The organism is Rothia endophytica (assembly GCF_039543885.1).
Classification (GTDB): domain Bacteria; phylum Actinomycetota; class Actinomycetes; order Actinomycetales; family Micrococcaceae; genus Rothia; species Rothia endophytica.
Window position 1 is genome coordinate 746,095 of the sequence record NZ_BAABKP010000001.1, and the last position, 25,997, is coordinate 772,091.

At 53.4% G+C, this 25,997-nt stretch carries 23 protein-coding genes; 16 read left to right on the forward strand and 7 right to left on the reverse strand.

Translation table 11 applies throughout. The annotated features are described in order from the left end of the window. Window positions 1-354: 354 nt before the first annotated feature. Window positions 355-978: a uridine kinase gene (gene udk, locus ABD982_RS03360; protein ID WP_345444734.1), complete on the forward strand. Its 624-nt coding sequence runs from the start codon at window positions 355-357 to the stop codon at window positions 976-978. A 106-nt stretch (window positions 979-1,084) separates the two neighbouring features. On the opposite strand, the gene ABD982_RS03365 is transcribed toward udk, so the two are convergent. Continuing rightward, complete coding sequence (locus ABD982_RS03365) at window positions 1,085-1,798, reverse strand: PspA/IM30 family protein (protein WP_345444737.1); 714 nt, start codon at window positions 1,796-1,798, stop codon at window positions 1,085-1,087. 162 nt (window positions 1,799-1,960) lie between these two features. Beyond that, window positions 1,961-4,024, reverse strand: coding sequence for a TPM domain-containing protein (locus ABD982_RS03370; protein ID WP_345444740.1), 2,064 nt, complete (start codon window positions 4,022-4,024; stop codon window positions 1,961-1,963). Window positions 4,025-4,303: 279 nt separating this feature from the next. On the opposite strand from ABD982_RS03370, the gene ABD982_RS03375 reads away from it, so the two are divergent. Beyond that, on the forward strand, window positions 4,304-5,755 hold the full coding sequence (locus tag ABD982_RS03375) for a S1C family serine protease (protein ID WP_345444743.1): 1,452 nt from the start codon (window positions 4,304-4,306) through the stop codon (window positions 5,753-5,755). Between the two features lie 87 nt (window positions 5,756-5,842). On the opposite strand, the gene ABD982_RS03380 is transcribed toward ABD982_RS03375, so the two are convergent. Continuing rightward, on the reverse strand, window positions 5,843-6,310 hold the full coding sequence (locus tag ABD982_RS03380) for a tRNA (cytidine(34)-2'-O)-methyltransferase (protein WP_345444746.1): 468 nt from the start codon (window positions 6,308-6,310) through the stop codon (window positions 5,843-5,845). A 114-nt stretch (window positions 6,311-6,424) separates the two neighbouring features. On the opposite strand from ABD982_RS03380, the gene ABD982_RS03385 reads away from it, so the two are divergent. From ABD982_RS03385 to secA, 10 genes are all read left to right on the forward strand, one after another. Next, the gene (locus tag ABD982_RS03385) at window positions 6,425-7,654 is read left to right on the forward strand and encodes a cysteine desulfurase family protein (protein ID WP_345444748.1); all 1,230 of its coding nucleotides are present in this window, start codon (window positions 6,425-6,427) and stop codon (window positions 7,652-7,654) included. An 89-nt stretch (window positions 7,655-7,743) separates the two neighbouring features. Beyond that, window positions 7,744-8,934, forward strand: a complete 1,191-nt coding sequence (gene mnmA, locus ABD982_RS03390) for a tRNA 2-thiouridine(34) synthase MnmA (RefSeq protein ID WP_345444751.1) — start codon at window positions 7,744-7,746, stop codon at window positions 8,932-8,934. Window positions 8,935-9,076: 142 nt separating this feature from the next. After that, window positions 9,077-9,448 (forward strand): chorismate mutase, encoded by a 372-nt coding sequence (locus ABD982_RS03395; RefSeq protein WP_345444754.1) that lies wholly within the window; start codon window positions 9,077-9,079, stop codon window positions 9,446-9,448. Between the two features lie 27 nt (window positions 9,449-9,475). After that, window positions 9,476-10,567, forward strand: coding sequence for a uroporphyrinogen decarboxylase/cobalamine-independent methonine synthase family protein (locus ABD982_RS03400; RefSeq protein ID WP_345444757.1), 1,092 nt, complete (start codon window positions 9,476-9,478; stop codon window positions 10,565-10,567). A gap of 79 nt (window positions 10,568-10,646) precedes the next feature. Then, window positions 10,647-11,333, forward strand: a complete 687-nt coding sequence (mtrA, locus tag ABD982_RS03405) for an MtrAB system response regulator MtrA (RefSeq protein ID WP_251379071.1) — start codon at window positions 10,647-10,649, stop codon at window positions 11,331-11,333. A gap of 84 nt (window positions 11,334-11,417) precedes the next feature. Beyond that, a complete protein-coding gene (mtrB, locus tag ABD982_RS03410) occupies window positions 11,418-13,034 on the forward strand; it encodes an MtrAB system histidine kinase MtrB (RefSeq protein ID WP_345444762.1) in 1,617 nt (538 codons plus the stop codon). Further along, complete coding sequence (locus tag ABD982_RS03415) at window positions 13,021-14,706, forward strand: LpqB family beta-propeller domain-containing protein (protein WP_345444764.1); 1,686 nt, start codon at window positions 13,021-13,023, stop codon at window positions 14,704-14,706. The genes mtrB and ABD982_RS03415 overlap by 14 nt, the downstream gene beginning before the upstream one ends. 726 nt (window positions 14,707-15,432) lie before the next feature. Then, entirely contained in the window at window positions 15,433-15,660 is a 228-nt protein-coding gene (locus ABD982_RS11290; RefSeq protein WP_425570006.1) for a phosphoribosyltransferase family protein, read from the forward strand. 155 nt (window positions 15,661-15,815) lie between these two features. Continuing rightward, entirely contained in the window at window positions 15,816-16,460 is a 645-nt protein-coding gene (gene hpf, locus ABD982_RS03420; protein ID WP_251379068.1) for a ribosome hibernation-promoting factor, HPF/YfiA family, read from the forward strand. 209 nt (window positions 16,461-16,669) lie between these two features. Further along, window positions 16,670-19,312: a preprotein translocase subunit SecA gene (gene secA, locus ABD982_RS03425; protein WP_345444767.1), complete on the forward strand. Its 2,643-nt coding sequence runs from the start codon at window positions 16,670-16,672 to the stop codon at window positions 19,310-19,312. An 86-nt stretch (window positions 19,313-19,398) separates the two neighbouring features. On the opposite strand, the gene ABD982_RS03430 is transcribed toward secA, so the two are convergent. Continuing rightward, window positions 19,399-19,899 (reverse strand): Rv3235 family protein, encoded by a 501-nt coding sequence (locus tag ABD982_RS03430; RefSeq protein ID WP_251379066.1) that lies wholly within the window; start codon window positions 19,897-19,899, stop codon window positions 19,399-19,401. Between the two features lie 10 nt (window positions 19,900-19,909). Continuing rightward, window positions 19,910-20,755, reverse strand: coding sequence for a LysM peptidoglycan-binding domain-containing protein (locus ABD982_RS03435; RefSeq protein ID WP_345444771.1), 846 nt, complete (start codon window positions 20,753-20,755; stop codon window positions 19,910-19,912). A gap of 134 nt (window positions 20,756-20,889) precedes the next feature. Here ABD982_RS03435 and ABD982_RS03440 point away from each other — a divergent pair, with 134 nt between their 5' ends. Next, a complete protein-coding gene (locus ABD982_RS03440; RefSeq protein ID WP_251379064.1) occupies window positions 20,890-21,441 on the forward strand; it encodes a hypothetical protein in 552 nt (183 codons plus the stop codon). 21 nt (window positions 21,442-21,462) lie between these two features. Here the strand turns inward: ABD982_RS03440 and ABD982_RS03445 are convergent, their stop codons facing one another. Next, a complete protein-coding gene (locus ABD982_RS03445; RefSeq protein ID WP_345444775.1) occupies window positions 21,463-21,690 on the reverse strand; it encodes a helix-turn-helix domain-containing protein in 228 nt (75 codons plus the stop codon). Between the two features lie 209 nt (window positions 21,691-21,899). On the opposite strand from ABD982_RS03445, the gene ABD982_RS03450 reads away from it, so the two are divergent. From ABD982_RS03450 to ABD982_RS03460, 3 genes are all read left to right on the forward strand, one after another. Beyond that, window positions 21,900-22,538: a CpaB family protein gene (locus ABD982_RS03450; RefSeq protein ID WP_345444777.1), complete on the forward strand. Its 639-nt coding sequence runs from the start codon at window positions 21,900-21,902 to the stop codon at window positions 22,536-22,538. Then, the gene (locus ABD982_RS03455) at window positions 22,538-23,920 is read left to right on the forward strand and encodes a CpaE/TadZ family protein (RefSeq protein WP_345444779.1); all 1,383 of its coding nucleotides are present in this window, start codon (window positions 22,538-22,540) and stop codon (window positions 23,918-23,920) included. The genes ABD982_RS03450 and ABD982_RS03455 overlap by 1 nt, the downstream gene beginning before the upstream one ends. Window positions 23,921-23,983: 63 nt before the next feature. Beyond that, window positions 23,984-25,528, forward strand: a complete 1,545-nt coding sequence (locus ABD982_RS03460; RefSeq protein ID WP_345444780.1) for a sensor histidine kinase — start codon at window positions 23,984-23,986, stop codon at window positions 25,526-25,528. Between the two features lie 95 nt (window positions 25,529-25,623). Here the strand turns inward: ABD982_RS03460 and ABD982_RS03465 are convergent, their stop codons facing one another. Further along, window positions 25,624-25,872: a WhiB family transcriptional regulator gene (locus ABD982_RS03465; protein ID WP_135013289.1), complete on the reverse strand. Its 249-nt coding sequence runs from the start codon at window positions 25,870-25,872 to the stop codon at window positions 25,624-25,626. Window positions 25,873-25,997 lie beyond the last annotated feature (125 nt).

Sequence of the window (25,997 nt, forward strand, 5' to 3'; positions counted from 1 at the left end):
GGAAAGGCAGGCATGTGCTTCCATTTACTATACGGGTTTTTGTCCCCCAAAAGGAGGGAGCCTTATTGGAACTATAAAAACTTAGCTAAGGGTCACCAATAATTTTCGGTGAAGAATAAATGACGTTTAAATTTATAAAGCACCTAGTAGAAAAGATTTATAAAGTTTCTATATTAAGTAAATGTTTTTCTAATGAGGCAAGCTGGATTCAGTCAGATAGGGGGACAAAACCTGGGTTGGCGGGCAAAGAAATTAACTGAAGGTAGACAGTTAACCCTCCAAGGCTTCCACGCCCTGATGTCATAAACATGTCACAATTAAAGAAGTTCTCCACACAATCGGCAGAAGAGACTCATGAAACCCCTCATTATTGGTATTGCAGGCGGCACCGGCTCCGGCAAGACGACGCTCACCAACTCACTTCTTAAGCGCTTCAACGGCCAGGTAGGGGTGATTTATCACGATAACTACTACAAGCGCAATGATCACCTCACCTACGATGAGCGTACTGAACTTAACTACGATGCCCCCACAGCCTTCGATAATGACCTCCTGGTCACCCATCTCAAGGCTCTCATCGGCGGTCAGACTATTGAGACTCCGGTGTATGACTTCACCGACCATAATCGCTCAGAAGAAACGATGATTGTTCAGCCTCAGAAGATTATTATCCTTGAGGGCATTCTCATCTTCGTTGAGGAAGAAATCCGAAAACTGTGCGATATCAAAATTTTCGTTGATACCGATGCGGATGTACGCATCCTGCGTCGACTACGCAGAGATGTCATTGAACGTGGCCGCAGTATTGAGTCGGTTGAAAGCCAGTATCTCGCCACCGTTAAGCCCATGCATGAGCTTCACGTCGAGCCTTCAAAACGTCACGCGGACATGATTATTCCTGAAGGGGCGAACCTTGTTGCTTTAGATATGCTGTTTCATCGTGTCAACGGGCAAATCCACGGGTGGGCAGACAAGTGATGCCAGCCAGGGCTTAGAGTAAGGGGCCGAGCGCCACAAAGAGTGGTGCCCGGCCCCTTAGATAACTTCTAGCCCTGTAGTAAGAGGAGGCTAAAAGTTGGTGAGCTTACTTGCCGTTTTTGAGAGCAGCGAGTCGTGCATCAAGTTCGGCCTGACGGCCCAGCGATTCCAGGTCATTGAACTGGGCGTCCAGGGATGATGCTGCGAGCTCCTGCTGCCCACGAACCTTAGCTTCCTCACGGCGAACCTTGTCCTCAAAACGGGAGATTTCGCTGGTGGGGTCCATAACGTCAAAGGACTTGAGGGCATCGTGCACCTGTGACTGGGCAGCAGCAGATTTCTGGCGAGCGTTAAGCTCATCGCGCTTGCGTGAGATTTCGCCCAGCTTTTCCTTCATCTGAGTCAGCCCAACCTTGAGCTTCTCCACGATTTCGGTCTGTGACTGAATCTGAGGTTCGATAGCTGAGGCTTCGTTCTCTGCCTGCATCTGGCGACCAAGGGCAACGCGCGCAAGGTTGTCGAACTTATCAGCGTTGGGGGTGTCACCAGCAGCACGGAATTCATCGGCTTTGCTAGAGGCAGCTAGAGCCTTTGAGCCCCATTCGCTCGCTTCACGGGTATCTTCTGCATGGTCTTCTTCGAGCATACGCAGATTGCCGATAGTCTGAGCAACAGCCTGCTCAGCCTCTGCAATATTGTTGGTGTAGTCACGAACCATCTGATCCAGCATCTTCTGAGGATCCTCTGCAGCATCGATCAAGGAGTTAATGTTTGCCTTGGTAAGCTGTGCGATGCGGCTAAAAATAGTCTGCTTTGCCATGGGTCTACCTTTCGGGTATTGCGGGTCAGGCGTCGGGCACATGACCACTTGTTTTATTGTCTCAGGACGGCCCGCCCCTGGGCTAGGGCTTAGGGGTATCTGATGCTACGTTCTGGGCGAAATTGGGTATTCTTTGGTCTCGCATCTAGGGGAGTGCGCTGGTTAGAAGTTACCACCGGCACCGCCCCCTGAGCCCCAGCTACCTCCGCCGAAGCCCCCACCTCCACCAAAGCCGCCGCCTCCGCCGAAGCCTCCACCGAAGGAGCCCCCACCCCAGCTGCCGCCACCGAAGCCACCGCTGCTGTTGTTTCCGCCCAGTAAGGTGCCCAGCAAAATGCCGCCCAGCATTGCCGAGTTGAAGTTGCCATTATTACCACCGCGACCACCGTAGCCGCTGTTGTTGAAGTGATCGACGTCGTTGCGGGCGATGTTCTGGGCCTCGTTGGCCAATCTAATAGCGTCATTGGCGTTAGCCAGTGCGGTCACTGGGTCTGAGGTTTGTAGCCGCTGCGCCTCTTGGAGGTGGCGCTCAGCTTCACGCAGGCGGGTTCGAGCCTCTGCCTTCACCCCGCCGCGTCGGGCCCACACATATTCACTCGCGGCAGATACCTGGGCTTGGGCTGAAACCAGTGCATGGCCCAATGTCTGGCGTGCTGACTGTTGCTGTTCGTGGATCTGACGTACAGAGCCTAAGGCGGTGTCTAGTTCGGAGCGCACTTCGTGCAGGCGCTGGCTCAGAAGGTAGGGGTCAATTAGTCCCTTATGGCGTTCTGCACGAATTTGGCCCAGCACTGCTTCAACTCCTGCTGCTGCACCTTGCAACTGGCTGCTGCTTCCGGCTCCGCTGCGAGCCAGTTCCTTAGCCTGAGCTACATCTCGGTCGGCAATGATGAGAGCACTGTCGAGGGACGCGGCCGTTGCATCGAGGTCTTTGGACGCGTGGTCAATGGACTCCAAAAGCCCCTTAGCTTGCCCCAGGGCCTCTTCAGCGGCACGCAATTTGATGATGGCGCCACTACGATTGGTAGCAAGCTGCTCTTCAGCTTCCTGCTCGGTGTTTCGGGCGAATTCAAGACGGGCCTTAGCCTCTTCGATATTGTCCGCCACCGTGGCGAAGGCGCTAGGGGCGTAGGCTGCGGTCATCGTAGTGAGTGAGCGTTGAGCTGCGGGGAAGAGCTGCTCTGTTTGCTTAATTTCAGTAGCTAGGGACTCTAGAGCCTGCGGGGCATTTTGCTCCAGCTGACGAAGCTGAGCGAAGCTGTCTTCCTGTTCGCTGAGCGCCTTCTGCGCGTCTTGGGTTCTAGCAATAATCTCGCTGAGCCAGGCACGCTGATCGGCTTCGGTATCGGGAATATCGTCATCAAGCTGTTTTTGCAATTGGAAAGATCGCTGCATGTGAGACTTAGCTTCTTCAATAGCTGCCAGGTAGGGGGTTACCGCATCTTCACCGTACTGCAGGCGAGCAAACTCAACTTCTTGCAGGGAGTGGGCAATAGCGTCGTCGGTTGAAACGAGTAGCTCACCGACCTGCTGGCGCAGTTGCTGGATACTGGGCTGGGGAGGCTGCTGGGCAGAGGAGGTGCCCGTACGGCCGCCTCCTGTGCGCTGACCCTTACGGGCAGAACGGCTACGGCTCAAGAGCAGAGCGCCACCGCCGGCTACTGCGGCAACGCCCAACAAGGTGCCGCCACCTATCATCACTTCGGTTGCGCGTGAGGTATCCGAGTTTGAGGCAGCAGATTCACTAGTGCCACCTGAACCCGCTGTTTCTTCGATACCTGTGACCGCGGCGTCGGCAGCCCCCTGGAAGTCAAGCTGGGTGAGTTTGGGGTAGATGTAATCGTTGTAGATGGTGTTTTGCTGGTCCCTCGAAAGAACCGAAGTGTCACCGGCAATGAAGTAGGCCTGGCGGTCTTCGGTAGCAATGACTAACAGAACATCCTGGGCACCAAAGTTGTTGAGCTCAGCGAACCGACTAGCCCATTCCGAGGAGCTGGAAGGTGCCTCAAAGCTATCAACCGTCACCACAAAGAGATTAACCCGCTGACTGCTTGAAAGATTTGAGATATCAGTTTCAAGACTGGATGTATTGCCCAGGGAACTGGTGGTATCGGCTACACGGACACCGGGATCTAAATCAAACGGTGCTTCAGCGTAGGCGGCGGGGCCTAGGGCCAGCCCTAGAGCAGCGAGTAGTGAAGCACTCGTGAGTCGTGTGCGTAACATATTTCCCCTTGGTGTAATGGTCCGAAGATTGCTCTGTTTTCATCATAGGGCGTAAATCACTCTATGGCGCCCTGCTGGGGCCAACCTTTCGCGGTGAGCACAGGGCGAGCAATTTTCAGCGGTGAGCATGGGTTTAGTAGTGAGCTTTCCTCTAAACCTGGCTCCCAGTTAAAGCACAGCTAATCTTCACAGTGAATCCAGATGCGTGGAGAATAATAAGCAATCGAACATGCGCCAATGAGGTCGGAGGCGCTTAATTGATGATGAAGGACATACCTCATGACCGAGAATTCCTGGAACCCCCAGAAACCGCAGAAGCCGCAGGGGGAAAGTGAGCCGAACCCGGCACCTGCTGACCAGGACCAAACTGTTCCGCTGAATACGGCCTACCCCGGTGACCAGCGGCGTTCAGCTTACGGTTCATTTGGTGCCTATCAACCGCAACCGGCCCCCAATGCCCCTTACAAAGCTACAGCAGCTCCCTATAGCGCTAATGCGGGTTACGAAAATCAAGCGCAAAAGAGGAAGCCCGGCTTTAAGACCCTCACCGCGGTTGCCCTGCTGTCAGCGCTGCTGGGCGGTGGCGCCGGTGGGGCTGTGGTCGCAGCCAGTGACTTTTCCACCGCATCAGGTACCGCCTCTCTGAGCAGTGGCTCTACCATCGTCAACAACACCGATTCGGTTAACGCTGTCACCGCTGCTGCAGCTAAAGCCACCTCCTCAACGGTGACTATTTCGGCTGCTTCGACCAGTGAATCTGGGGCAGGTTCTGGGGTAGTGCTTGATGATGAGGGGCACATCCTCACTAACACCCACGTGGTAACGCTTGATGGGGCGACAGCATCAGCCGAGATCGAAGTGCAGCTTTCCGATGGCTCGGTTCGTACCGCCAGTGTTGTGGGCACTGACCCAACCAGTGACCTGGCAGTCATCAAGCTCAACGATGTTTCGGGACTGACTCTCACTCCGGCCTCCCTGGGAGACTCGGGGAACCTAAACGTGGGTGACACAGCCATCGCTATTGGTGCACCTCTGGGGTTAGAGAACACGGTAACCACAGGTATCGTGTCTAACCTGGCGCGCACCATCGAGGTAGAATCATCTGCCGTTGATGAGCAGCAGACAGATTCTAGCGCTCAGCAGGACCCTTTTGGTAGTTCCCCTTTCCAGTTTGAGATGCCCGGTCAGCAGTCACAGAGTAGCACCAACTCAACAATTTCAATCAATGTTATTCAGACCGATGCGGCGGTTAACCCCGGTAATTCGGGAGGTGCTTTGGTCAACGCTGACGGTGAAGTCATCGGAATTAACGTGGCGATTGCTTCCACCGATTCAGGCAGCTCAAGTAGCGGCAACATCGGTGTAGGCTTCGCCATCCCTATTAACTACGCCAAGCGCGTTTCTCAGGAAATCATTGAGAATGGATTTGCAAGTCATGGTTTGCTGGGGGCTAGTGTTTCAACGTCTCCAGCTAATAATGATCAGTCTGAGGCATTCGGTGACGGAGCCCTGATTCAGGAAGTGGTCAGTGGCGGTGCAGCTGACCTCGCGGGGCTCCGCAACGGGGATGTCGTGGTTGCTGTCGACGGCCGTTCCATTAGCGAAGCCACTGAGCTTACCGCCGCTGTGCGGGAAGCGGCAGCTGGGAGCAAGGTGAGTTTGACCGTCAACCGAAATGGCTCAATTCAGGACGTCGATGTAACCCTGGGCGATAGCAGGGACGCCGGCTAAGAGATATAACGATGCGGGGTGGGCCTCACTGTTAGGTGAAACCTACCCCGCTTCGTTGTAGCCAGTAACTTCTAAGGCTCTTAGACTCTAGATTGCGCCGCCGGGAAACCCGTGCTGTCGCCATGCTTCGTAAATTGCGATAGAGGCGCTATTGGCTAGATTGAGCGAGCGGCGCCCCGGAACCATAGGGATTTTAACGCGCTCGGTGATGTGCTCATCGTTCTGCACTGCCTCGGGTAGCCCCACCGATTCGGGGCCGAACATGAGCACATCCCCCTCGTGGTATTCGATACTGGCAAAGTTAGTGCTGGCCGTGGTGGTAAAGGCAAAGACGCGGGCAGGGGTAAGAGCTGTCCAGGCGTCCTCCAGGGTTTCGTGGACGGTCATCACGGCTAGGTCGTGATAATCCAGACCGGCTCGGCGCAGGTTGGTGTCCTCAAAGTTAAAGCCTAGGGGTTTGACCAGGTGAAGCTCGGCACCGGTGATGGCGGCTAGACGAATCGCGTTGCCGGTGTTACCGGGGATCTCGGGGGTATAAAAAAGAATCTTGAACACCCCACCAGTTTACGCAGAAGCCGTGGGGGTTTTTCGTGAACCAGCCCATACACGGCCGGGGGAATGGGCGGGTAAGATGAAAGGCTGTACTTGAGTCGGCACGAAAGGAAGCCTATGCCACGCGTTTATATGGATCACGCTGCTACCACCGATGTCTTGCCTGCAGTGATAGAAGCGGTGACCGAGCAGATGCGTGCCGGCGGCAACCCTTCGTCCCTGCATTCTGCTGGGCGGCGTGCTCGTGCCACCGTTGAGTACGCGCGAGAGCAGATTGCTGGTCTGGCTGGCTGTGACTCAGCCGAGGTCATTTTTACCTCCGGTGGCACGGAGGCAGATAACTTGGCGGTTAAGGGTCTCTACTGGAAGCGCCGCGAAGCCAACCCTCAGACGGTGCGCATTATCCTCTCAGCGGTGGAACACCACGCGGTAGGAGATGCGGCAGAATGGCTAGAAAAGCATGAGAACGCTGAACTGACCTGGCTACAACCGGATGGTGATGGACGAATTGCTCCCGAAACTCTCAGAGAAGCAATAGGCGATCACCCAGAAACGGTAGCCCTGGTCACGGTGATGTGGGCTAATAACGAGGTGGGTACCGTACAACCGGTCTCGCAACTAGCGGCAGTCGCGGCTGAATACGGCATCCCTTTCCATACCGATGCTGTTCAAGCTTTTGGCACTCTCCCTCTTAACTTCCGTGCAAGCGGAGTGAGCACCATGGCTATTTCCGCCCATAAGATCGGTGGTCCCATGGGTGTTGGTGCTCTCATCGCTACCCGAGCTACTGGGCTGACTCCCGTCTTGCACGGGGGCGGGCAGGAGCGTTCGGTACGTTCAGGCACCATCGATGCCGCCTCCATCGCAGGTTTTGGTGAAGCCGCTAAGTGGGTTGGTCAGAACCTGAAGCAGGAGGGCCAGCGTCTAGCTCAGCTACGCAACCGTCTGGTGGAGGGAGTCCTGGCAGCTATTCCTGAAGTGACTCTGCGGGGTGCACCGCTTGAGACCCCCGAGCAGACAGTAGACGGTGCGGATAGGCTCCCCGGCAACGCCCACTTCACCTTCCCCGGCTGCGAAGGCGACTCCCTGCTCTTCTTGCTGGATATGGCTGGAATTGAAAGTTCCACGGGCTCAGCCTGTAATGCGGGGGTACCCCGCCCCTCCCACGTCCTTCTGGCGATGGGGCTCACCGAATATGAGGCCCGTGGTGCCCAGCGTTTCACCTTGGGCCACACCAGCACCGAAGCCGATGTCGATGCCCTGCTAGCGGCCCTACCCGCAGCATGGGCCCAGGCAAAGAAAGCCGGTATGGCAGACCATACCCCAGATGCTGGTCGCTGGAACTAGCCTAAGAGCAAGCAAACTCACGAAATATGTAGACCCTGCCGGTGGTTGCTCAAGTAAAGAGACCACCGCACCCAAGGATTGAGAAGACTATGAAAATACTGGCAGCTATGAGCGGCGGGGTAGACTCCGCTGTTGCCGCAGCCCGCGCCGTTGAAGCTGGTCACGAGGTGGTTGGCGTGCACCTAGCGCTCTCCCGTATGCCCGGGACCCTGCGCACCGGCAGTCGAGGTTGCTGCACTATCGAGGATTCCATGGACGCCCGCCGAGTCTGTGACCAGCTAGGCATCCCCTTCTACGTCTGGGACTTCTCAGAACGCTTTAAAGAAGACGTGGTTGATGACTTCATCAGCGAATACGAACACGGCCGCACTCCCAACCCCTGCATGCGTTGCAACGAAAAAATTAAGTTCGCAGCCCTGCTGGAAAAGGCAGTTGCCCTAGGTTTTGATGCCGTAGTCACCGGCCATTATGCAAAGGTTATCACCGATGCAGAGGGCAACCGCGAACTGCACCGCGCCGCCACTTGGGCGAAAGATCAGTCCTACGTGTTGGGCGTCCTCACCCACGAACAGCTACGTCACGCCTGGTTCCCGCTAGCCGATACACCCTCCAAGGACGAGGTGCGTGCCGAAGCAGCCCAGCGAGGCTTCTCAGTGGCCAAGAAACCAGACTCTTACGACATCTGCTTTATACCCGAGGGTGATACCCGCGAATGGCTCGAAGAACACATCACCATGACTCAGGGCAACATCAAAGATACTGAGGGCAACCTTTTGGGCACCCACCGCGGTTCCCAAGCCTTCACCGTAGGTCAGCGTAAGGGGCTGGCTATCGGGCATCCAGCCGCAGACGGCAAGCCCCGCTTTGTGCTGGAAATTCGCCCCAAAACTAACGAGGTGATCGTGGGTGGCCGTGACATGCTCGAAATCGATGAGATCCGCGGCATCCGTGAAACATGGGCCGGTGTCCCCATCGCCGAAACCGCCGACTTCCTGGCCCAAAAGCCAGTAGAGGGCGCTCGCAGTGCTGACTTTGAGGTGGAAGCCCAGGTGCGTGCCCACGCAGACCCGGTTGCTTCAACCGCTCACTTGGTCTGGGTGCTGGACGATGAGGCAGAGACTCCTGGCGCTCTCCGACTTGAAACCGTGGTTCGCCTGAACGAGAAGCTCCGCGGCGTAGCTCCGGGGCAGACCATGGTGATTTACCAGGGCACCCGCGTTCTGGGCCAGTCAACCATAGCCCGTGCCTACTCACTGGACCGGGCTGATATTACTGCTTGATGAGAGGGAACTGGCATAGTCTCCATCTTCTGCCGGGGCGTAAACGGGCACCACAGCGTCCTCAGCGTTTCAGTAGGTGGGAACTTATCCTAATAGATGTACCCAAAGAGCCGGGAATTTTTAGACTGGAATGATGAGCAACATGAGTACAGACCCTGATGAGCTGAGCGCTCACGAGAATTTTGATACCCGAGCAACTTCTATGACGGGTGTTGCCCCTGGGGTGCTAGAAGAGCTGTTCACCATGCGGCAGACCATCGATAATATGGATGCTGCTCTGGTACACATTTTGGCTGAACGCTTTCGTGCTACCCAGCGGGTAGGACATCTGAAGGCTGAGCACAGTTTGCCGGCGGGGGACCCGGGGCGGGAAGAGGCTCAGATTAAGCGTCTGCGCGGCCTGGCGCAGGCAGCTCATCTTGATCCTGAATTCGCAGAGAAGTTTCTGAACTTTATTATTTCTGAGGTAATCCGCCACCATGAGCGAATTGCAGCCGAAATTAATGAGCCCTAATCTCAACTGAAAGGTCAGCTGAAACCTGTGAAACAGCTCCCTGCACTTTACCTGCCTACAGACACTGAGATGCTTGCGCTTCGCAGAGATACTGAACAAGCCCTGACCTTTGAACAGCACCTCTTGGTACGCGCAACCGGTCTAGGCGGCTGGGGCGGAGTGAAAATGGTGGACGCTGTCAGCCGAGTACGGGGGGAGCTGGGTGCCCCGCACCTTAGTTTCTTACCTGAACTGGCTGACCGAGGCTTTCATGCCACGGCTCTGGGGCGCACCCTGGCCTGCCTTGAGGGGCTGACTGCTGATGTCACGGCTAGCGGCTGGCGTATCACGGAGGGGTTCGCCAAAGAAGGCAATCTTGCACAGACCGTTTTAGCCTCAGATATCAATGCTCTTGCTGATGTTGTGGGGAAAGAGAAAAACCCCGAGGGCGGGCTTAAGGTGCGGCTACTGGGGCCCTTTAGCCTTGCTGCCAGTACCTACCTGACCACCGGGGAGCTGGTCCTGATTGATTACGGGGCCCGCAGGGACATATGCGACTCTCTTCTTGCAGGTCTTGAATCACTGGTGGAGCGATTAAAGCAGGCTACCCCCGGGTTGCACTTAAGCTTACAGTTCGATGAACCGTTGCTTCCCGCCGTCCTCGCCGGTGCTATCAAGACATCCAGTGGGTATTCAACGGTGAGGGCACTGAGACGGCATGAGGCCGTCGAAACCTTGGCTAAAATTCACCGCTACGCTGAGGGGTTAGGAGTTAACGTGCTGGTGCGTAGCAACGTCCTTGAACTGCACCCAGAAATCCAGGCAGTGCTCAGGGCTCCGGTGCTTAACCTCTCCGGTCGCCCGACCCGCGACTGGGAGCAGGTAGCCAGGATGGTAGAAGCGGGAGCCCGCCCTCTCTTGGAGACTGTCTCACCGCGTACACGCCTGCCGGTGGGGGAGATAGCAGGTGATCTCTGGGTTCGCTGGAGAGATGTTGGTTTAGCCAAGAACCTGCTGAGCAGTATCACTCTTACCGATCTACCAGGTTTAGAAGAGCAGAGCCCAGAAGTTGCCACAACCGTGCTGGGGCATCTAACGGAGACCGCCCGCGCCCTCTCAGAAATTGCCCAGGACGCTTAGGAGCTGGTCTACCGCGGCAGATGAGGAGACACCGGTTAGACTGGTAGCTGATCTATCTTGAATTTCGAAGGAGCGCCCCGTGAACGCAACCATTCTCGTCGTTGATGATGATGATGCCCTGGCAGAGATGGTGGGAATCGTCCTAGCCCAGGAAGGTTACGACGCTGTCTTTTGTGACGCTGGCGATCGCGCCCTGGAATCTTTTATCACTCATCAACCTGATCTGATTCTCCTGGATTTCATGCTCCCCGGTATGGACGGAATTGAGGTGTGTACGCAAATTCGTGCTGAATCAGATGTCCCCATCATCATGCTCACCGCTAAGGGTGACACCGAAGATGTAGTGAAGGGCCTAGAAGCTGGTGCAGATGACTACATCACTAAACCTTTTAAGCCCGCAGAATTGTTGGCCCGAGTCCGTGCCCGCCTTCGCCCGCGAGAAGAACGTTTCAATGAGCCAATCCGCGTGGGTGCCCTTCACATTGATCTCGCCGGCCATACCGTTTCACGCGACGGTGAGAATATTTCCCTCACTCCGCTGGAGTTTGATTTGCTTGCTAACCTTGCTCGCCAGCCGGGGCAGGTGATGACTCGTGAGACCCTGCTAGGGAATGTCTGGGGCTATGAAAAAACCGTAGATTCTCGTCTGGTTAATGTTCATATTCAGCGCTTGCGAGCCAAAATTGAGAAGGACCCAGAGAATCCCGAGATTGTGCTCACCGTGCGAGGCGTGGGCTACAAGGCTGCCGCACACGGGGCACGCTAAACGGTGGCTCTCTCCCTGGGTACCTCGGACGCTGAGCGGGGTCGCTTCCACTGGCTGGGGCGGCCCCTTCACCGTCTTAGAAAAATGTGGCAGCAATCCCTTCAGTTTCGCGCTGTTCTCACTGCTGCCCTACTGCTCCTTATCTCCTTCATGTTTGTTGGGTCCTTTATTTCCCACCAGATTGCTAACTCTCTGTTCCGAGGCAACCTAGAGCAAGCTTTAGAGGAATCATCGAGCGGCTTCAGCAACGTCCAAACCTTGCTGAATGCTTCTGATGCTACCGGTCGTACTGAAATTCAGCGGGACGTTGCCCGGTTCTTGACGGTGCTGGAAACCACCAGCGCGGATCGCAACCGTGAGTGGGTGCTCCTGCAAGATATCAACGCCACCACACAGGGCTTCGTCTCGGAGCAAAGCCAATCCGGTAACACAACAGCTGCCGATATCCCGGAGGAACTAGCGCAAACGGTGAGCTCTGGGCGGGGTATTTACTGGCAGTCTTCGGCAAGTGTAGGGGCGGAGGGAAGGACGGTTCCTACCTTGGTGGTGGGTACTAAGATTTCAATTCCACAGAACCCTGATTACGCTTTTTACCTGGTCTACGATTTGTCTTCTTCTCAAAACACGGTGAATTACATCAACGTTGTGGTGTGGATTGGTTTCGGTATTCTGCTTCTGGTGGTTCTTTCAATTGTGTGGGCCATTTCCCGAACCGTGATTCGTCCTATCAGTTCCACTGCGATTACGGCAGAAAAGCTTGCTGCTGGTAACTTGGACCAGCGTGTTCTGGTACGCGGTGAACACGAAACAGCCAGGCTTGGCATGTCCTTCAACCGCATGGCTGACTCACTTCAGGACCAGATTTCTCGCCTAGAGACGCTGTCCACTATGCAGCAGCGTTTTGTCTCCGATGTTTCCCACGAGCTTCGCACGCCGCTCACCACGGTCCGTATGGCAGCAGAGATGCTGCACGATAGCCGAGACAACATGGAACCCATTTATAAGCGCTCTACCGAATTGCTCTATGACCAGGTAGATCGCTTTGATAACCTGCTGGCAGACTTGCTGGAGATTTCACGCTTTGATGCGGGCAGCCAGACCCTTGATCCAGTTTCAGTGGACTTCATGGCCGTTCTCAGCGAAGTGCTCAAGACGGTCGAGCCGCACCTGCAGCGTACGGGCACCGAGTTGACCGTCCACACCAATCACTCTGAGATGATGGTGGATATGGACCATCGCCGGATCGAACGCGTCATGCGTAACCTCCTCTTCAACGCTGTGGAGCACAGTGAGGGTAAGCCCATCGATATTTATATTGATGCTACCGACACCGCTTTGGGTGTTGCGGTGCGTGACCACGGCATAGGTCTGAGCCCGGAAGAAACGGATCAGGTCTTTAACAGGTTCTGGCGAGGAGATACGTCCCGTAAGAGGACGCTGGGTGGAACTGGGCTGGGGCTATCGATTGCTGCCGAGGATGTCCGTCTGCACCAGGGAACCCTTGAGGCCTGGGGTATTAAGGGGCAGGGGGCCTGCTTCCGCATGACCATTCCCCTGAAAGAAGGCGGAGCAATGGGGACTTCACCCGTTCTCATTAGCGGGCACCCCACCCCTTCACCCGTTGAAGCTGAGCTTGGGGCTGACACCTCCGCCCATCGATTAGGAATAGAGCAGGAGCAACACCTCAATGCGACCTCTTAACCGTAGAGACCTCCTATCGGCATCTTTTGTCTCAGCGGCAGCCGCTCTAACAGGCTGCGCTGCGATTCCGACCGATGGAGAAGTTAACCATTACGCTGACCCTCGGAACACGGCTTCACCTACCGAAGCCATCGACACTCCCGCTGGGCCAGTGCCGGGTGCTACACCTGCTGAAATTATCGATGGGTTCCTGCACGCCGGGGTGGGGGCTAACGATGATTACAGCGTTGCTCGTCTTTTCCTCACTGAATCTCTGGCTGAATCCTGGAGACCTGACGGGCAGACCCTCATCTATAACTCGTCGGTTATAACCGAAGAAACTGGGCAGGATACCTTCATGGTAACCGTCCCAACCTCCACTCTTGTAGACGGTAGGGGGCTTGCTACCTCCTATACCGAAGCTACAGAAAATGAACTTGAGTTTACTCTTCAGCAGGTAGAGGGGGAGTGGCGGGTTGCTACTGCTCCAGATGGAACTGTCTTGAGTAGAACTGAGTTTGGTGAGGTTTTCAGCCCTTTCACCCTCTACTTCTACGATCCAACCTTTACTCAGGCTGTGCCTGATGTGCGTTGGTTCGTAGAACGCCCTACCGTCGCAACGTCTCTCGTGAAGGTTTTGCTGGAAGGCCCGGCGCCTTATCTTGAAGGTGGTGTGATCACAGCGATCCCTCCTAACACCGCTTTGGCCCGAAATTCAGTGACGGTGGAAAACGGCAGAGCGGACGTTCAGCTGTCAGGCGGGCCCTCTCTGCAGTCTGCGAGTGCACTCGATTTGGAACGTCTGCGGACGCAGCTCACCCAGACTCTCTCAAACATAGCTTCTATTACCTCAACCCAGCTGAGCATTAATAATCAGGTGATTAATACTCAGGATCTTGAAAATTACCGGGAGCCGGCAATTAACGCTGAGGTGCCTCCATTTGTGCTGGGAGTTGAGAATAACCGCTTGGTGATGCGCGATAATTTGTCTGCGAGTGAGAACCAGAGTTTAGTTTTTGCGCAAAATGGCGTTGCCCCAGCTCAGCCCGCGATGAACTACAGCCGCACTTCCTTTAGCTTTACGGCTGCTGACAGATCTGAGCTGTGGTTAGCTACCCTTTCAGAAGCTCAAGTGGTGCACAGGGGCGTAGGTATTCTTCAGCCGAGCTATGATCATCAGAACTGGCTGTGGATCGCTCAAGAGGGCGGCAGTGTGCTGACTTTAGCTGCGGGCCAGCGGGGAGCTGAGCCCAGAACACTTGAAACATGGCTGCACGGTCAGACGCTTTTGTCGTTAGCGGTAGCCCGTGACGGTGCCCGTGTTGCTTTGGTGACCTCAACTGATGGTGCTACTTCGGCTTGGATTTCAGCGATTCGCCGGGCTGAAGACGGGGTGCCGCTGGGGTTGTTAGATCCAGTTCAGGTGGGCGCCGACATCAGCCCTGACGGTGTGGAGTGGGCGAGTGATGAGGACGTAATTCTTTGGAATACCACCACAGCTGAAACCGAGATAGTCTCATTGACCGGTCAAAGCACTCGATATGACAACCTGCCCGACATTGAGCATATAGTGACAGGTAACGGTGTTGACCAGGTGGTTGCTACTAATAAAACGGGCACGCTTTTCATCGTGGCTGGTAATGGTTGGACTCGCATTGAATCCAGCCTGTCGGCGCTTAACTATTCGGGCTAAGCCTCATTTAGTCCCAATGTGGCGGTAATCATTTTATTGGTCCGCACCACTTATCCACTTTTCTAGCTGTCGCTTGTGGTTTAGGCTCTGGGTCGCCATTCTAACGGTATGAAAAGTATAGATGCTCTAGCGGGCTGGGGTGCCAGAGGTGCGCATTCACTTGATGAACTGGCGGAGCTCTTCGCACCGAGGTTCTGCGCTGCGTGTAGGTCCTACGGGGAGCCCATGCGGGGCAGAAGGGCACTGTGCCTCAGGTGCTCGAGGCTTTTGAATATAGCTACCCTGAATCTTGTGATGACGGAACTAACCTACGCTCCCTGCCCGGTAGCAAGCTCCGGTGAGTATGAGTACGAGCTAGCTCATTGCCTCTTGAGTTTTAAAAACGCTGCGCGTACTGACCTAGTATCCTATCTAAGTTCTGCGCTAGCTCGGTCGCTGGTTTTTCTGTGCCAGGAGCTTGGTCTTGCCCAGGTTGCGGGGAAGGGTGCATCGGTTTATCTCGTCCCTATCCCGTCCAGCCGGCAGTCAGTAGGACGCCGGGGTTTCGCGCCTGCTTCCGAAATCACGAGGGCTGCTAGCAAGCTCCTACCTTCGACATATCCAGGAGTAAGTTTTACCGTTCTTGAAGCTTTACGCCCCCTTTACGCTGGCGAAGGAACGGAAGTACTAACTGGTCGTGCGAAAGGTTCCCAGAAGCAATTGGGGCAGCAAGCAAGGTACTGGAGAATGCAGGGCAGCCTGCGAGTGCGTCAACCTGCGCTGAGCTGGGCTGGGCGTTATCTGGATTTATCCGGCCGACTCTGCATTATCTGTGATGATGTTGCCACCACGGGTGCTTCTATTGCTGAAGCTTATAGGGTTTTATCGGAGGCTGGTGCTTGCGTGGTGGGCGCGGCCGCTGTTGCGAGAGTTCAACGGCGTTCGGAGCTACCCTCGTCTCAGATCATCTCTTAAGAAATATAAAAATGAAGAAAATTTCCCAAAACAACCGCAAAGAATGACTTGCGCCACAAACAGGCGTACAGTTAAAGCAAGGAATCAGCCAGACAGATTCCCCGGATCGAAGCCTTCACAAGCCAAGATTCAACCCCCAGACCGTGGAGGGAATTGTGGAACTCAACGTACAAGGCCGCAACGTCAAAATTAGCGAACGCCTGCAAGAATACGTCGAAAGTCGAGTCGTCAAGTTCGAAACGCTAGGCGATAACGTTACTGACATCGAAGTCAAATTTACTAAAGAAGGCAATGGTGGCCCACGCTCAATCCGTGTTGAAATCACCGTGATTGGTCGTGGTCCCGTACTTCGCGCAGAATCAGAGGGCGAAGATAAATTCGCTGTTTTTGACGATGCCTTTGGCAAACTTCTTGAGCGTTTACGCCGTGCTCGTGACCGTCGTAAAGACCGACGTATAGGTGGTAAGCATCCTGTCTCGGTGGCTGAAGCTACCGGTTCCATCCCCGTAGTAGCTGAAGGTCAGACGGTTGCTACCACTGATATTCATGTTGACGATGTACCTGTCGAGGAGGCCGCGTTCGCCGGTGGATATAACCTCACCGATGAAGTCTCTTCTCCCATTGAAATCCGGAAGAAGAGCTTCCCCGCTGATCGGCTAACTTCCGAAGAAGCCGTTGACCGGATGGAGCTAGTAGGCCACGATTTTTTCATCTACGTTGATAAAGAAACTGGCGCACCATCCGCAGTCTACCGCCGTAAGGGCTGGTCCTACGGTGTGATCGCTCTCGACGCTGAGTAAAGACTCCTAGGTTATTTTCAAGGCCTAAAATATCTAGCCGGCCCCCACCCTCTAGGGTGGGGGCCAGCTTTTTGACCGACAGAACACGCTGGCTTCTCTAAGCGCTGGGCAAAAGCTCATCAGAACACCAGTGGTGCACTAGTATTATGTGAATGACTGCGTGCAGATTGTATGCAGCTGCCGGCCCACCTACCTAGGAGCAAACTTCAGTGGCATCTCTTCTGGAAAAGCTACTCCGCAGCGGAGACAAAAGAATCCTCAAGCAGCTGCGTGCTTACACCGATGCAGTAAATTCACTCGAAGATAGCTTTGTCGCCATGACCGACGAAGAGCTCCGCGCTGAAACAGGCTCCTTCCGCCAGCGTGTTGAAAAGGGCGAAAACCTGGACCTTCTACTTCCAGAAGCTTTCGCTGTGGTTCGTGAGGCATCTAAGCGCACGCTGGGTAAACGTCATTATGATGTTCAGTTAATGGGTGGTGCTGCTCTGCACCTGGGCAACATCGCCGAGATGAAAACTGGTGAGGGCAAAACTCTGGTTGCAACTGCTCCTGCTTACCTTAATGCTCTCTCAGGCAAGGGCGTTCACGTCATTACGGTTAACGATTACCTGGCTGAATACCAGGCGAACCTTATGGGTCGAGTTTTCCGTTTCTTGGGTATGGAAACTGGCGTTATCCTTGCGAACCAAAGCCCCGAAGTGCGTCGTAAGCAGTACGAAGCAGACGTTACTTACGGGACCAATAATGAATTCGGCTTCGATTACCTACGCGATAACATGGCGTGGACTAAAGAAGAGCAGGTGCAACGTGGGCACAACTTCGCGATTGTCGATGAGGTTGACTCAATTCTGATTGATGAAGCTCGTACCCCCCTGATCATCTCAGGCCCAGCTATGGGCGAGGCTAACCGCTGGTACGGCGAATTTGCTCGCATCGCTAATCGCCTTGTTCGTGATGAGGACTATGAGGTCGATGAAAAGAAACGTACCGTTGGTGTGCTTGAAAGCGGTATTGATAAAGTTGAAGACCACCTCGGTATCGAGAATCTTTATGAATCGCAGAATACCCCCCTCATCGGCTTCCTCAACAATGCCCTCAAGGCTAAAGAGCTCTTTAAAGCCAACAAGGACTACGTTGTTATGAACGGCGAAGTCATGATTGTCGATGAGCACACTGGTCGTATTTTGGCTGGGCGCCGCTATAACGACGGTATCCACCAGGCAATTGAAGCCAAGGAAGAAGTCGAGGTTAAGCCCGAAAACCAGACCATGGCGACCGTGACGCTTCAAAACTACTTCCGCATGTACGACAAACTCTCTGGCATGACGGGTACCGCGGAGACCGAAGCAGCCGAGTTTATGAATACTTATGAACTGGGTGTTGTTCCTATCCCCACCAATAAGGGCATCCAGCGAATCGACCAGCCTGATAAGGTCTATAAAAACGAAATCGCTAAGTTCAATGCGGTGGTCAAGGATATCCAGGAACGCCATGTAAATGGTCAGCCCGTTCTGGTGGGAACCACCAGCGTTGAAAAATCTGAATATCTGTCAAAACTCCTTGTTAAAGAGGGTATCCGCCATGAAGTTCTCAACGCTAAGAATAACGCGCGCGAAGCGTCAATCGTAGCTCAGGCAGGGCGCAAGGGTGCTGTTACTGTAGCTACTAACATGGCTGGCCGAGGCACCGACATCATGCTGGGCGGTAACCCCGAATTTGAAGCCGTTGAAACTATGAAGGCTCTAGGGCTTGACCCTCTTAAGAATGCCGAGGAATACGAATCCAAGTGGCCTGAGGTTCTTGAAGAGGCAGAACTGGCGTCGGCAGCAGAGCATGACGAGGTAACGGCTCTGGGCGGTCTTTATGTGCTGGGTACAGAACGCCACGAGTCGCGGCGAATCGACAATCAGTTGCGCGGTCGTTCGGGGCGTCAGGGCGACCCCGGGGAATCACGCTTCTACCTCTCGCTGTCAGATGATCTCATGCGCCTGTTCAACGGTCAGGCAGCTTCACGTCTTATGGCGGGTGCACCGGACGATACGGCGCTGGACTCAAAGCTAGTATCTCGTGTTATTGCCTCAGCACAGGGGCAGGTCGAAGCTCGTAACGCTGAACAGCGTAAAAATGTGCTCAAATATGATGATGTCCTGAACCGTCAGCGCGAGGCGATGTATAAGGACCGCGGGCAGATTCTTGATGGCAACGATCTCAAGGATCAGATTCAAAAGTTCCGCATTGAGGTTATTACTTCGGCCATTGACGCACACGTTGGCAGCGGGCACGCAGAGGACTGGGACTTTGATGCACTGTGGGAGTCACTCAAGACGGTTTTCCCCGTTTCTATCACCCCAGAAGATCTTTTCGAAGAGGCTGGGGATCGTACTAAGGTCACCCGCGACCTGTTGGTAACCGAGGTGCTTGCCGACGCCGAAGTGCAGTACGAGGATCGAGAAGCTTCTGTTGGTGAGGAAGCCATGCGCGAAATTGAGCGTCGAGTGGTGCTTTCAGTAATCGGCAAACGATGGCCTGAACACCTCTACGAAATGGATTACCTCAAGGAAGGTATCGGACTGCGTGCTATGGCTCAGCGTGATCCTCTGGTTGAGTATCAGAGGGAGGGCTACGCCATGTACCAAAGCATGATGGGAGCCATTCGCGAAGAAACGGTTTCAACCCTCTTCAGCTTGGATCTTTCAAAGCAGCGTACCCAAAATTCAAAGATTCAGCTGAAGATTCCTGCTCAGCCTAAGTTCTTGCAGTATTCGGCACCTACTGAAAGTGGTAAGGCAGAGGTTCGCACTGAGCCTGCTCCAGAGCCTGATAATGATGCCATTGACATAGAAAACAAGTAGATACCCAGAGGAGGGAGGGGCCCGGTCAGCTTATGATCGAGCCCCTCCCGTTTAGGTTTTACAGGTTGATGTGCGGGCGTGAGTGCTTAGGCAATATCAAGAGCCGTAATTTTCCACCGACGGTTGAGGAACTCAGCGCGCAGGGCTACAGCTCGCGCCCTCTGTGCGTCCTGAACGATAAGGCAGGCCTCGTAGGCTTTGGGTGACACCTTTTGAAGAATAATCCTGCGAGCCTTTACTGGGTGCACCCTGGGCTGGAGTGGGCCTGAAGAGGCCGGTGGCTTGAAGGTGCGGTTGACCATCTCATGAACCTTCTGAACCTGTTGGTGGACTCTTCGGTAACAAGCCTGAGAAAGCCAAGGGGAAAGGTGGTGCATGGGGCGTAACCCCATGAAGATTTCAACGGTGGCCAGCCCAATTGAAAGTGTCAGCTGTTCGACCGATTTTTCTTCTGCACTGATGTAGACCGGATCGTTTGGTGGTTGCTTAACCTGTCGTTCGAAGTAGGTAGCGTAGTGCTCTTCGTATTCTGTTGCATCGATGATGCAATAACGGTTGCGGTCATGTTCTGGGAATGCGGTTTTCATGGTTTTCTCCTCAGAAAGGAAGCGTGATGCTTTGCCCCGGGTAAATGAAACTTTCAAGTGTTGGAATGTCTTTGGAATTGGCAGATTGAATGCTGTGGACAAGGTTGAGCACTTCAGAACCGCTAGCTGTAGCGGGTAGGTGCTGTTCGGCAATGGACCAGAGAGTGTCGCTCGGCTGAATAATGTATACCCGTGGTGATACGAGCGCCACGGGGTCGTTATCCTGTGAAGATGCCCGCGGAGCTTCTACTGACTTTCGGAGTCCGCCGAATAATGGTGAGAGCTGAGTGCGTTGACTAGTCTTAGTAACCGTCACTTCCACCTGACCTCCTTCTTCGCCAATTAATGTCGTGGATTGTGAATATGAAAACAGGGGAGATGCACCGGGGGAAATGCCGAAGGAATCATCAGAAGGGCCCAAGAAAAGGCCTAGCGGAAGCTGTTGCTTGTGTTGCTGAACCTGAGTAACTGAACTAAAGGGCTGAACAGCCGGGATCGTGGAGGCCAATGCGGGGTTGCTCAGCAGCCCCAATCCAAACAGCCCCGTCACAGTAGCTTTTACCGCCATCGGAGCCCAGGAAGGTAAACTGACCTGTTCTCGCCCTTGGATTCTAGCCTTGATAGCGAGCATCGAGCTGACTGCCATACTGAGGAACCACCACAGAAAAACAATGGAGCAAAGGGTGAATGCTACAGCACATGATAGAGCTTCCCACCACGTCCCGGACTCCAGTGAATGCCCCTGAGAAATAAGGTGTAGTGTGTGCGTGAGAAAGCTGTAGCTAGCCAAGCTCCCTATCAGAGCGATGGCAGGAACAGCAACCACCGGGAAGATACGCACAATTTTGCTCTTCATGTTCCGTTCCAACCCTATTATTTGATGTAGTTTGATGAATTATCATCATACTAACCTTTTTTGAGGCATTTTCAAGATATTTCGTTGTTTTCATGCTCATTTACATTTTTTGCCTCAGTGGATAGGCTCGATACATGAACAACTTAGATTTGCTTCTTCGTGATTATGAGATTCAACTAGATGAGAGTAGACGGCTTACTTATGAGGCAGATGCCGCCGAAGTTCGCCGGTCAGAGGCCGCAAAAATTTATCTAGCAGACCGTCTAGCTGCTCAAATCGGTCAGCTTCTTGTTGTTCATGGGTTGAACTCAGAGATTTGGCGCGGAACCCTCAAAAATATTGGACTGGGCTGGATTCAATTGGAATCAAGTGCAGGTAATCTCATTGTTCCCCTGGTAAGTCTCATGTGGTGGGAGGGTGGGGATAATAAATCCTTCACCTCAGCCCAGGAGGTCAGCAGAAAGTTAACCCTGGGGTATGTTCTAAGGGCTCTAGCCGCTTCACAACAGACCGTGTCAATTTCTCACGGTGGGCCAGACTCCCCGCTCACTGAAGGTCGGATAACAACGGTGGGCGCTGACTATTGCGAATTATTTGTGCAGAGAATTGAAGCAAAAGAAGGCACGCAGAGAAATGAAGTGCGCGTCATCCCCTTTGGGGCGATTGCAGTACTTCATACCAGGTAAATTCAAAAGAACATAGGAAGCTTAGGCTTCTTGATGGTCTAGCTGCTCAGTTTTGATGCTTTCTTCAGTCTTTTGATACATGGCCTGAATGTACTGTTCAAGCATCGAGCTTTCAACTCGCCACTGATTGCGACCACCAATCTGAATTCCCTTGAGTTCGCCGGTTCTCACCAGGGCGCGAGTCTGGCTCAGGGAGATATTGAGGATTTCACTCACATCAGTCAGTGTCAGAAAACGCTGTTCGACCATGGGGGCTTCCTTCTTGTGGTGATTCAAACACTATCTTGATTTATTTTAGTAAATTTTGATGTAGTTTGAAAGAAGATTTCCATTATTGAGTCTTGTTAGCGCTTTAAGGTGTAACGTTTGGCCAGATGACTGTGTTGAGTTGAAAAGTTCGTGTTTGATTAGTAAAAATTCTGATAGGAGTACTCAACTTGATAAAGGAAGCTCTGCCCATGCCATCTAAGCTGACACCGCGTTTTAAAAAGCCAGGAGCCACAGACCCACGGCTCCTTATCGGAGTTTTCATTGTGGTTCTTTCTCTGCTGGGGGTTCTCGGAATTATCCGAGCGACCAACCAAACAGAGCCCTTTTATGCACTCACCGCTGATGTCGGTATTGGTGAACATGTCACGACCCAAAACCTAACGGTTGTTGACGCAAGGTTAGCTGGCTCTAGCAAACAATATATCTCCGCAGATCAGCCTATTGCCCCTGGAACTGTTGCCAAGCGTCCTCTAGTCTCAGGAGAATTGCTGGCGGCTTCAGCGATCACTACCGATCTCAAAGAAGGGCGCAGGTTGGTGACCCTTCTCAAAGATCAGTACGCAGTCGCTGACTTCCAAGCGGGGGATCGAGTAGATATTTGGGTTGCCTCAAAGGTTGAAGGATCGAATACATACAATGAACCCCGAGCAATTGCTGAGGGGGCTGAAATCCACTCGGTGACTCCGCAGGAGTCGATTATTGGCGGGACGGGTCAATCTGCTGTAGAGCTGTGGGTAGAGTCCGATCTTTTGAGCCCAGTTCTTGCAGCTAGCAGTGATGGGTCGGTCATCAACATAGTGCCTTCAACCTATAAGGCAGGCCAGTAATGCAGATTCCAATTATTGTTGTTGGAGATACTTCTGGCAGGTATATTTTGGGAATCGAGTCTCAGCGCGGGGATATTAGCGTGGTACGCCACGTCCATGACCTCGGAGAAATGCTGGGAACCGCGCAGAGCGGTATAGCCCGTGCAGTTTTGTTGGTGACCCAATACGAGGATCTCACACAATCGATGCTCGCGGTGCTCTATGAACTTGATGTAGCTGTGTGCGCCGTAATCGATCCGGGCAGCAGCCTGCCTTTTTCCGAGATTTATACCATTGATGCTCTGGCTGATATACCTGATGTACTTCAGGGCGTTCGCTCGGCTGTTGACCGGCTTGAAGATTATGGTGACTCACACGTTGGCGTTTACGATAGGCAACCGAGTAATTCAACATCCGAAGTTGAATCTCACGAACCCGAATTAGATCAGGCTGTTTCAGAAAAAACAGAAGAGCGTCTTGGCAAAGTGCTGGCTGTCTGGGGAGCTCAGGGAGCTCCCGGTAGAACGACTTTTGCAGTGAACCTCTCAGGGCTAGCAGCAAATGCTGGGCACAAGGTTTGCTTGGTGGACGCAGATACCTACGGTGCCTCCGTAGGGGCTGTTTTAGGCTTGACCGATGACTACTCGAGCTTGGCTCAGATGTGCCATTTTGCCGATAGAGGTAACCTTGATAGCCAAAAGATTGATGAGCTGGTTAGCACGATTCAGCATAAATCCCATCAGCTGGATATCATTAGCGGCATCAACCGCCCTGATCGCTGGACCGAAATCAGGGGTAAAGCCCTAAGCCGAGTGATCAATATGCTGAGGGAGAAGTATGATGTGATCATCATTGACACCTCGTTTTGTATTGAGCAGGACGAAGCTGCGGCCTTTGATGGGCTGGCTCCCTTGCGTAATGACGGTTCATTGACAAGCATTCTTGAAGCAGACCATATTCTCGTTGTTGGCGCTGCAGATGTGGTGGGTGTACCCAGAACGGTCAAAGCTCTGGACAGCCTAAAAAACCTCTTGGCAGACACCATGATGGATATACCTAGAAGCGTCTTCTTTAATAAGGTTCGGGCTGATGCCGTAGGAGCTAATCCCACTGTGGCAATAGAGCATGCCTGGGAACGCTTTGGTCCCTCAGAAAAAATCGAGGGGTATGTGAGCGAAGACCGAGCAACCACAGATAAAGCTTGCCTCTCGGGTAAAACTATTATGGAGGCCGCACCGAGATCCAAGGTAGGACTAGAATTTGAAAGCGTCTTTACACATATCTCTGATGTCCTAGCTTTGCGTCCTGCAGAAGACTTACCAGATGATGTATCAAATCTGTCTTCTGATAACGTGAGGTATAAACGCAGACTCGGCCCTTTAGCTAGGCTTTGGGGTAGATAGCTAGGCTTTGGGGTAGATAGAGTGCCCCGTTGGCCGTGATAGACAGTTCAAGAAAGAAATAGCATGCCATTGATCGATACGCTCTCTCGCAGCGGAGCTTTTGGCCCGGGTGATATTGAGTGGCTACATTTGCTCACTAACGAATGGCAAATCATCGCTGATACAGGGTACTGCGACATTCTTCTATGGGTTCCAGAAGCAGTCCTGGATGGAAGTCACCATCTCCTTTCCCAGCCTCTTGAATCAGATACAGGATTCCTGTGCCTAGCTCAAATTCGTCCGTCCACCACTCACACAGTCTTTCATACCGATAGGGTAGGGCAGCAGCTTAGCGCCGGTCTTTTAGAGAGAGCTGTAGCCAGCTGGAACAGTCATACGCCTAAAGGAACCGACGATGAACACACCATTAAAGACATAATTCTCGATACTGAATTTATACCTCTTATCAGAAACGGGCGTCCGGTGGCATTGCTCTCAGTACATCGAGAAAACCTGGGAACCAGGAAACGGCAGCAGGCAGAACGGGCGTACAGGGACGTTGCCCACCATTTACTGCAAATGGTATCGAGGGGCGCCTGGCCAGAATTTTCGGCACCGGTAGGGACTGCCCACGGTAATCCCCGTGTCAGTGATGGGCTGCTCATGCTCGATACTAACGGCAGCGTACTCTATGCTTCACCCAATGCCCTATCTATCTATAAACGTTTAGGGTTCAGCGGAGACATGGTAGGAGAGAGCCTATTACATCTCACCAGGTCTCTTCTTCCAGCCGGTGAAAAAGCAGATGAGACTCTCCCTTTGGTGCTCACGGGTCGTATGCCCTGGCGAGCTGAAATTAAGGCTAAGCGGCAAAATGTTACTTTCCGAGCGATTCCTCTACGACAATTCTCTCGACTAGGCGAAGAACGCTACGGAGCCTTATTGCTCTGCAGAGATGTGACGGAGCTACGCCGCCGAGAGCTTGAGATGATGTCTAAGGATGCAACAATCCGCGAAATACATCATCGGGTGAAGAATAACCTCCAGACCGTTTCAGCCCTCCTACGTTTACAATCTCGACGTATGAACAGCGTTGAAGCTAAGGAGGGTCTAGAGCAGGCCATGCGAAGGGTCTCTACAATTGCGATGGTGCATGAAGCGCTTTCTCAAGGGCTGACTCAGGAGGTCAATTTCGATGACCTCATCGGCAGGCAATTCAACCTAGCTGCTGAGCTGGCGTCACCAGATCAGCACGTTAATACACGAATAGTTGGGTCTTTCGGTAAGCTCCCCAGCCAAATTGCTACGCCTCTGGCACTAGTTATCAACGAGATTGTAGCTAATGCTGTTGAGCACGGCTTGGCCGGACAAACTGGCGAGGTAACCCTGAGCTGCTCCCACGACTACAAGCCCAGCGGTGAGCATATTATGGTGGTGAGCATTGCTGATAACGGAGTTGGGCTCACCGAAGAAACCAAGATGATGTTGGAAAGCGGTGCTCCATCTTCAGGTTTGGGCACACAGATTGTAATGACCCTTGTTTCAAGTGAATTAGGTGGCAGTATCCATTGGAGCTCAGTCAAACCTCACGGAACACTTGTCACTATAGAAGTTTTGCTATCGGGCTAAGCACAGCGAGGGGCTTCAAAAAACACTGTTAAAGAAAAGAAGGAGAGCTAGAAAGCTCCCCTTCTTTTGCAATATCTGTGCAGTATGGTCTGACCTTAGGACGCACGTCGCGCACGCGCTGCGCGTCGCTTCATAGCCCTTCGCTCATCTTCACTCATACCGCCCCAAACACCTGAATCCTGGCCAGTTTCAATGGCCCACTGGAGGCAGGTATCCATCACAGTGCAAGAACGGCAGACGTTCTTAGCTTCCTCTATTTGAAGGAGCGCTGGTCCAGTATTTCCTACGGGGAAAAAGAGTTCGGGGTCTTTTTCAAGACAAGCAGCACGGCTTCGCCAATCCATTAGCATGCTCTCCTAGGTGTTACCGGAATAACTAAAGCTGAAAATTTTTCAGCAACTATCAATAAAATTTGGCCCCTTATAGTAAGGAGCCAAAGCTGAACTCCACTAACTTTCCCACGTTATGG

What these genes read in the sequence shown, in the direction of transcription:
- udk (WP_345444734.1), top strand. Translation starts at nt 355, where the DNA reads ATGAAACCCCTCATTATTGGTATTGCAGGCGGCACCGGCTCCGGCAAG.
- ABD982_RS03365 (WP_345444737.1), bottom strand. Translation starts at nt 1,798, where the DNA reads ATGGCAAAGCAGACTATTTTTAGCCGCATCGCACAGCTTACCAAGGCA.
- ABD982_RS03370 (WP_345444740.1), bottom strand. Translation starts at nt 4,024, where the DNA reads ATGTTACGCACACGACTCACGAGTGCTTCACTACTCGCTGCTCTAGGG.
- ABD982_RS03375 (WP_345444743.1), top strand. Translation starts at nt 4,304, where the DNA reads ATGACCGAGAATTCCTGGAACCCCCAGAAACCGCAGAAGCCGCAGGGG.
- ABD982_RS03385 (WP_345444748.1), top strand. Translation starts at nt 6,425, where the DNA reads ATGCCACGCGTTTATATGGATCACGCTGCTACCACCGATGTCTTGCCT.
- mnmA (WP_345444751.1), top strand. Translation starts at nt 7,744, where the DNA reads ATGAAAATACTGGCAGCTATGAGCGGCGGGGTAGACTCCGCTGTTGCC.
- ABD982_RS03395 (WP_345444754.1), top strand. Translation starts at nt 9,077, where the DNA reads ATGAGTACAGACCCTGATGAGCTGAGCGCTCACGAGAATTTTGATACC.
- mtrB (WP_345444762.1), top strand. Translation starts at nt 11,418, where the DNA reads ATGTGGCAGCAATCCCTTCAGTTTCGCGCTGTTCTCACTGCTGCCCTA.
- ABD982_RS03415 (WP_345444764.1), top strand. Translation starts at nt 13,021, where the DNA reads ATGCGACCTCTTAACCGTAGAGACCTCCTATCGGCATCTTTTGTCTCA.
- ABD982_RS11290 (WP_425570006.1), top strand. Translation starts at nt 15,433, where the DNA reads ATGCAGGGCAGCCTGCGAGTGCGTCAACCTGCGCTGAGCTGGGCTGGG.
- ABD982_RS03430 (WP_251379066.1), bottom strand. Translation starts at nt 19,899, where the DNA reads ATGAAAACCGCATTCCCAGAACATGACCGCAACCGTTATTGCATCATC.
- ABD982_RS03435 (WP_345444771.1), bottom strand. Translation starts at nt 20,755, where the DNA reads ATGAAGAGCAAAATTGTGCGTATCTTCCCGGTGGTTGCTGTTCCTGCC.
- ABD982_RS03440 (WP_251379064.1), top strand. Translation starts at nt 20,890, where the DNA reads ATGAACAACTTAGATTTGCTTCTTCGTGATTATGAGATTCAACTAGAT.
- ABD982_RS03445 (WP_345444775.1), bottom strand. Translation starts at nt 21,690, where the DNA reads ATGGTCGAACAGCGTTTTCTGACACTGACTGATGTGAGTGAAATCCTC.
- ABD982_RS03450 (WP_345444777.1), top strand. Translation starts at nt 21,900, where the DNA reads ATGCCATCTAAGCTGACACCGCGTTTTAAAAAGCCAGGAGCCACAGAC.
- ABD982_RS03455 (WP_345444779.1), top strand. Translation starts at nt 22,538, where the DNA reads ATGCAGATTCCAATTATTGTTGTTGGAGATACTTCTGGCAGGTATATT.
- ABD982_RS03460 (WP_345444780.1), top strand. Translation starts at nt 23,984, where the DNA reads ATGCCATTGATCGATACGCTCTCTCGCAGCGGAGCTTTTGGCCCGGGT.
- ABD982_RS03465 (WP_135013289.1), bottom strand. Translation starts at nt 25,872, where the DNA reads ATGGATTGGCGAAGCCGTGCTGCTTGTCTTGAAAAAGACCCCGAACTC.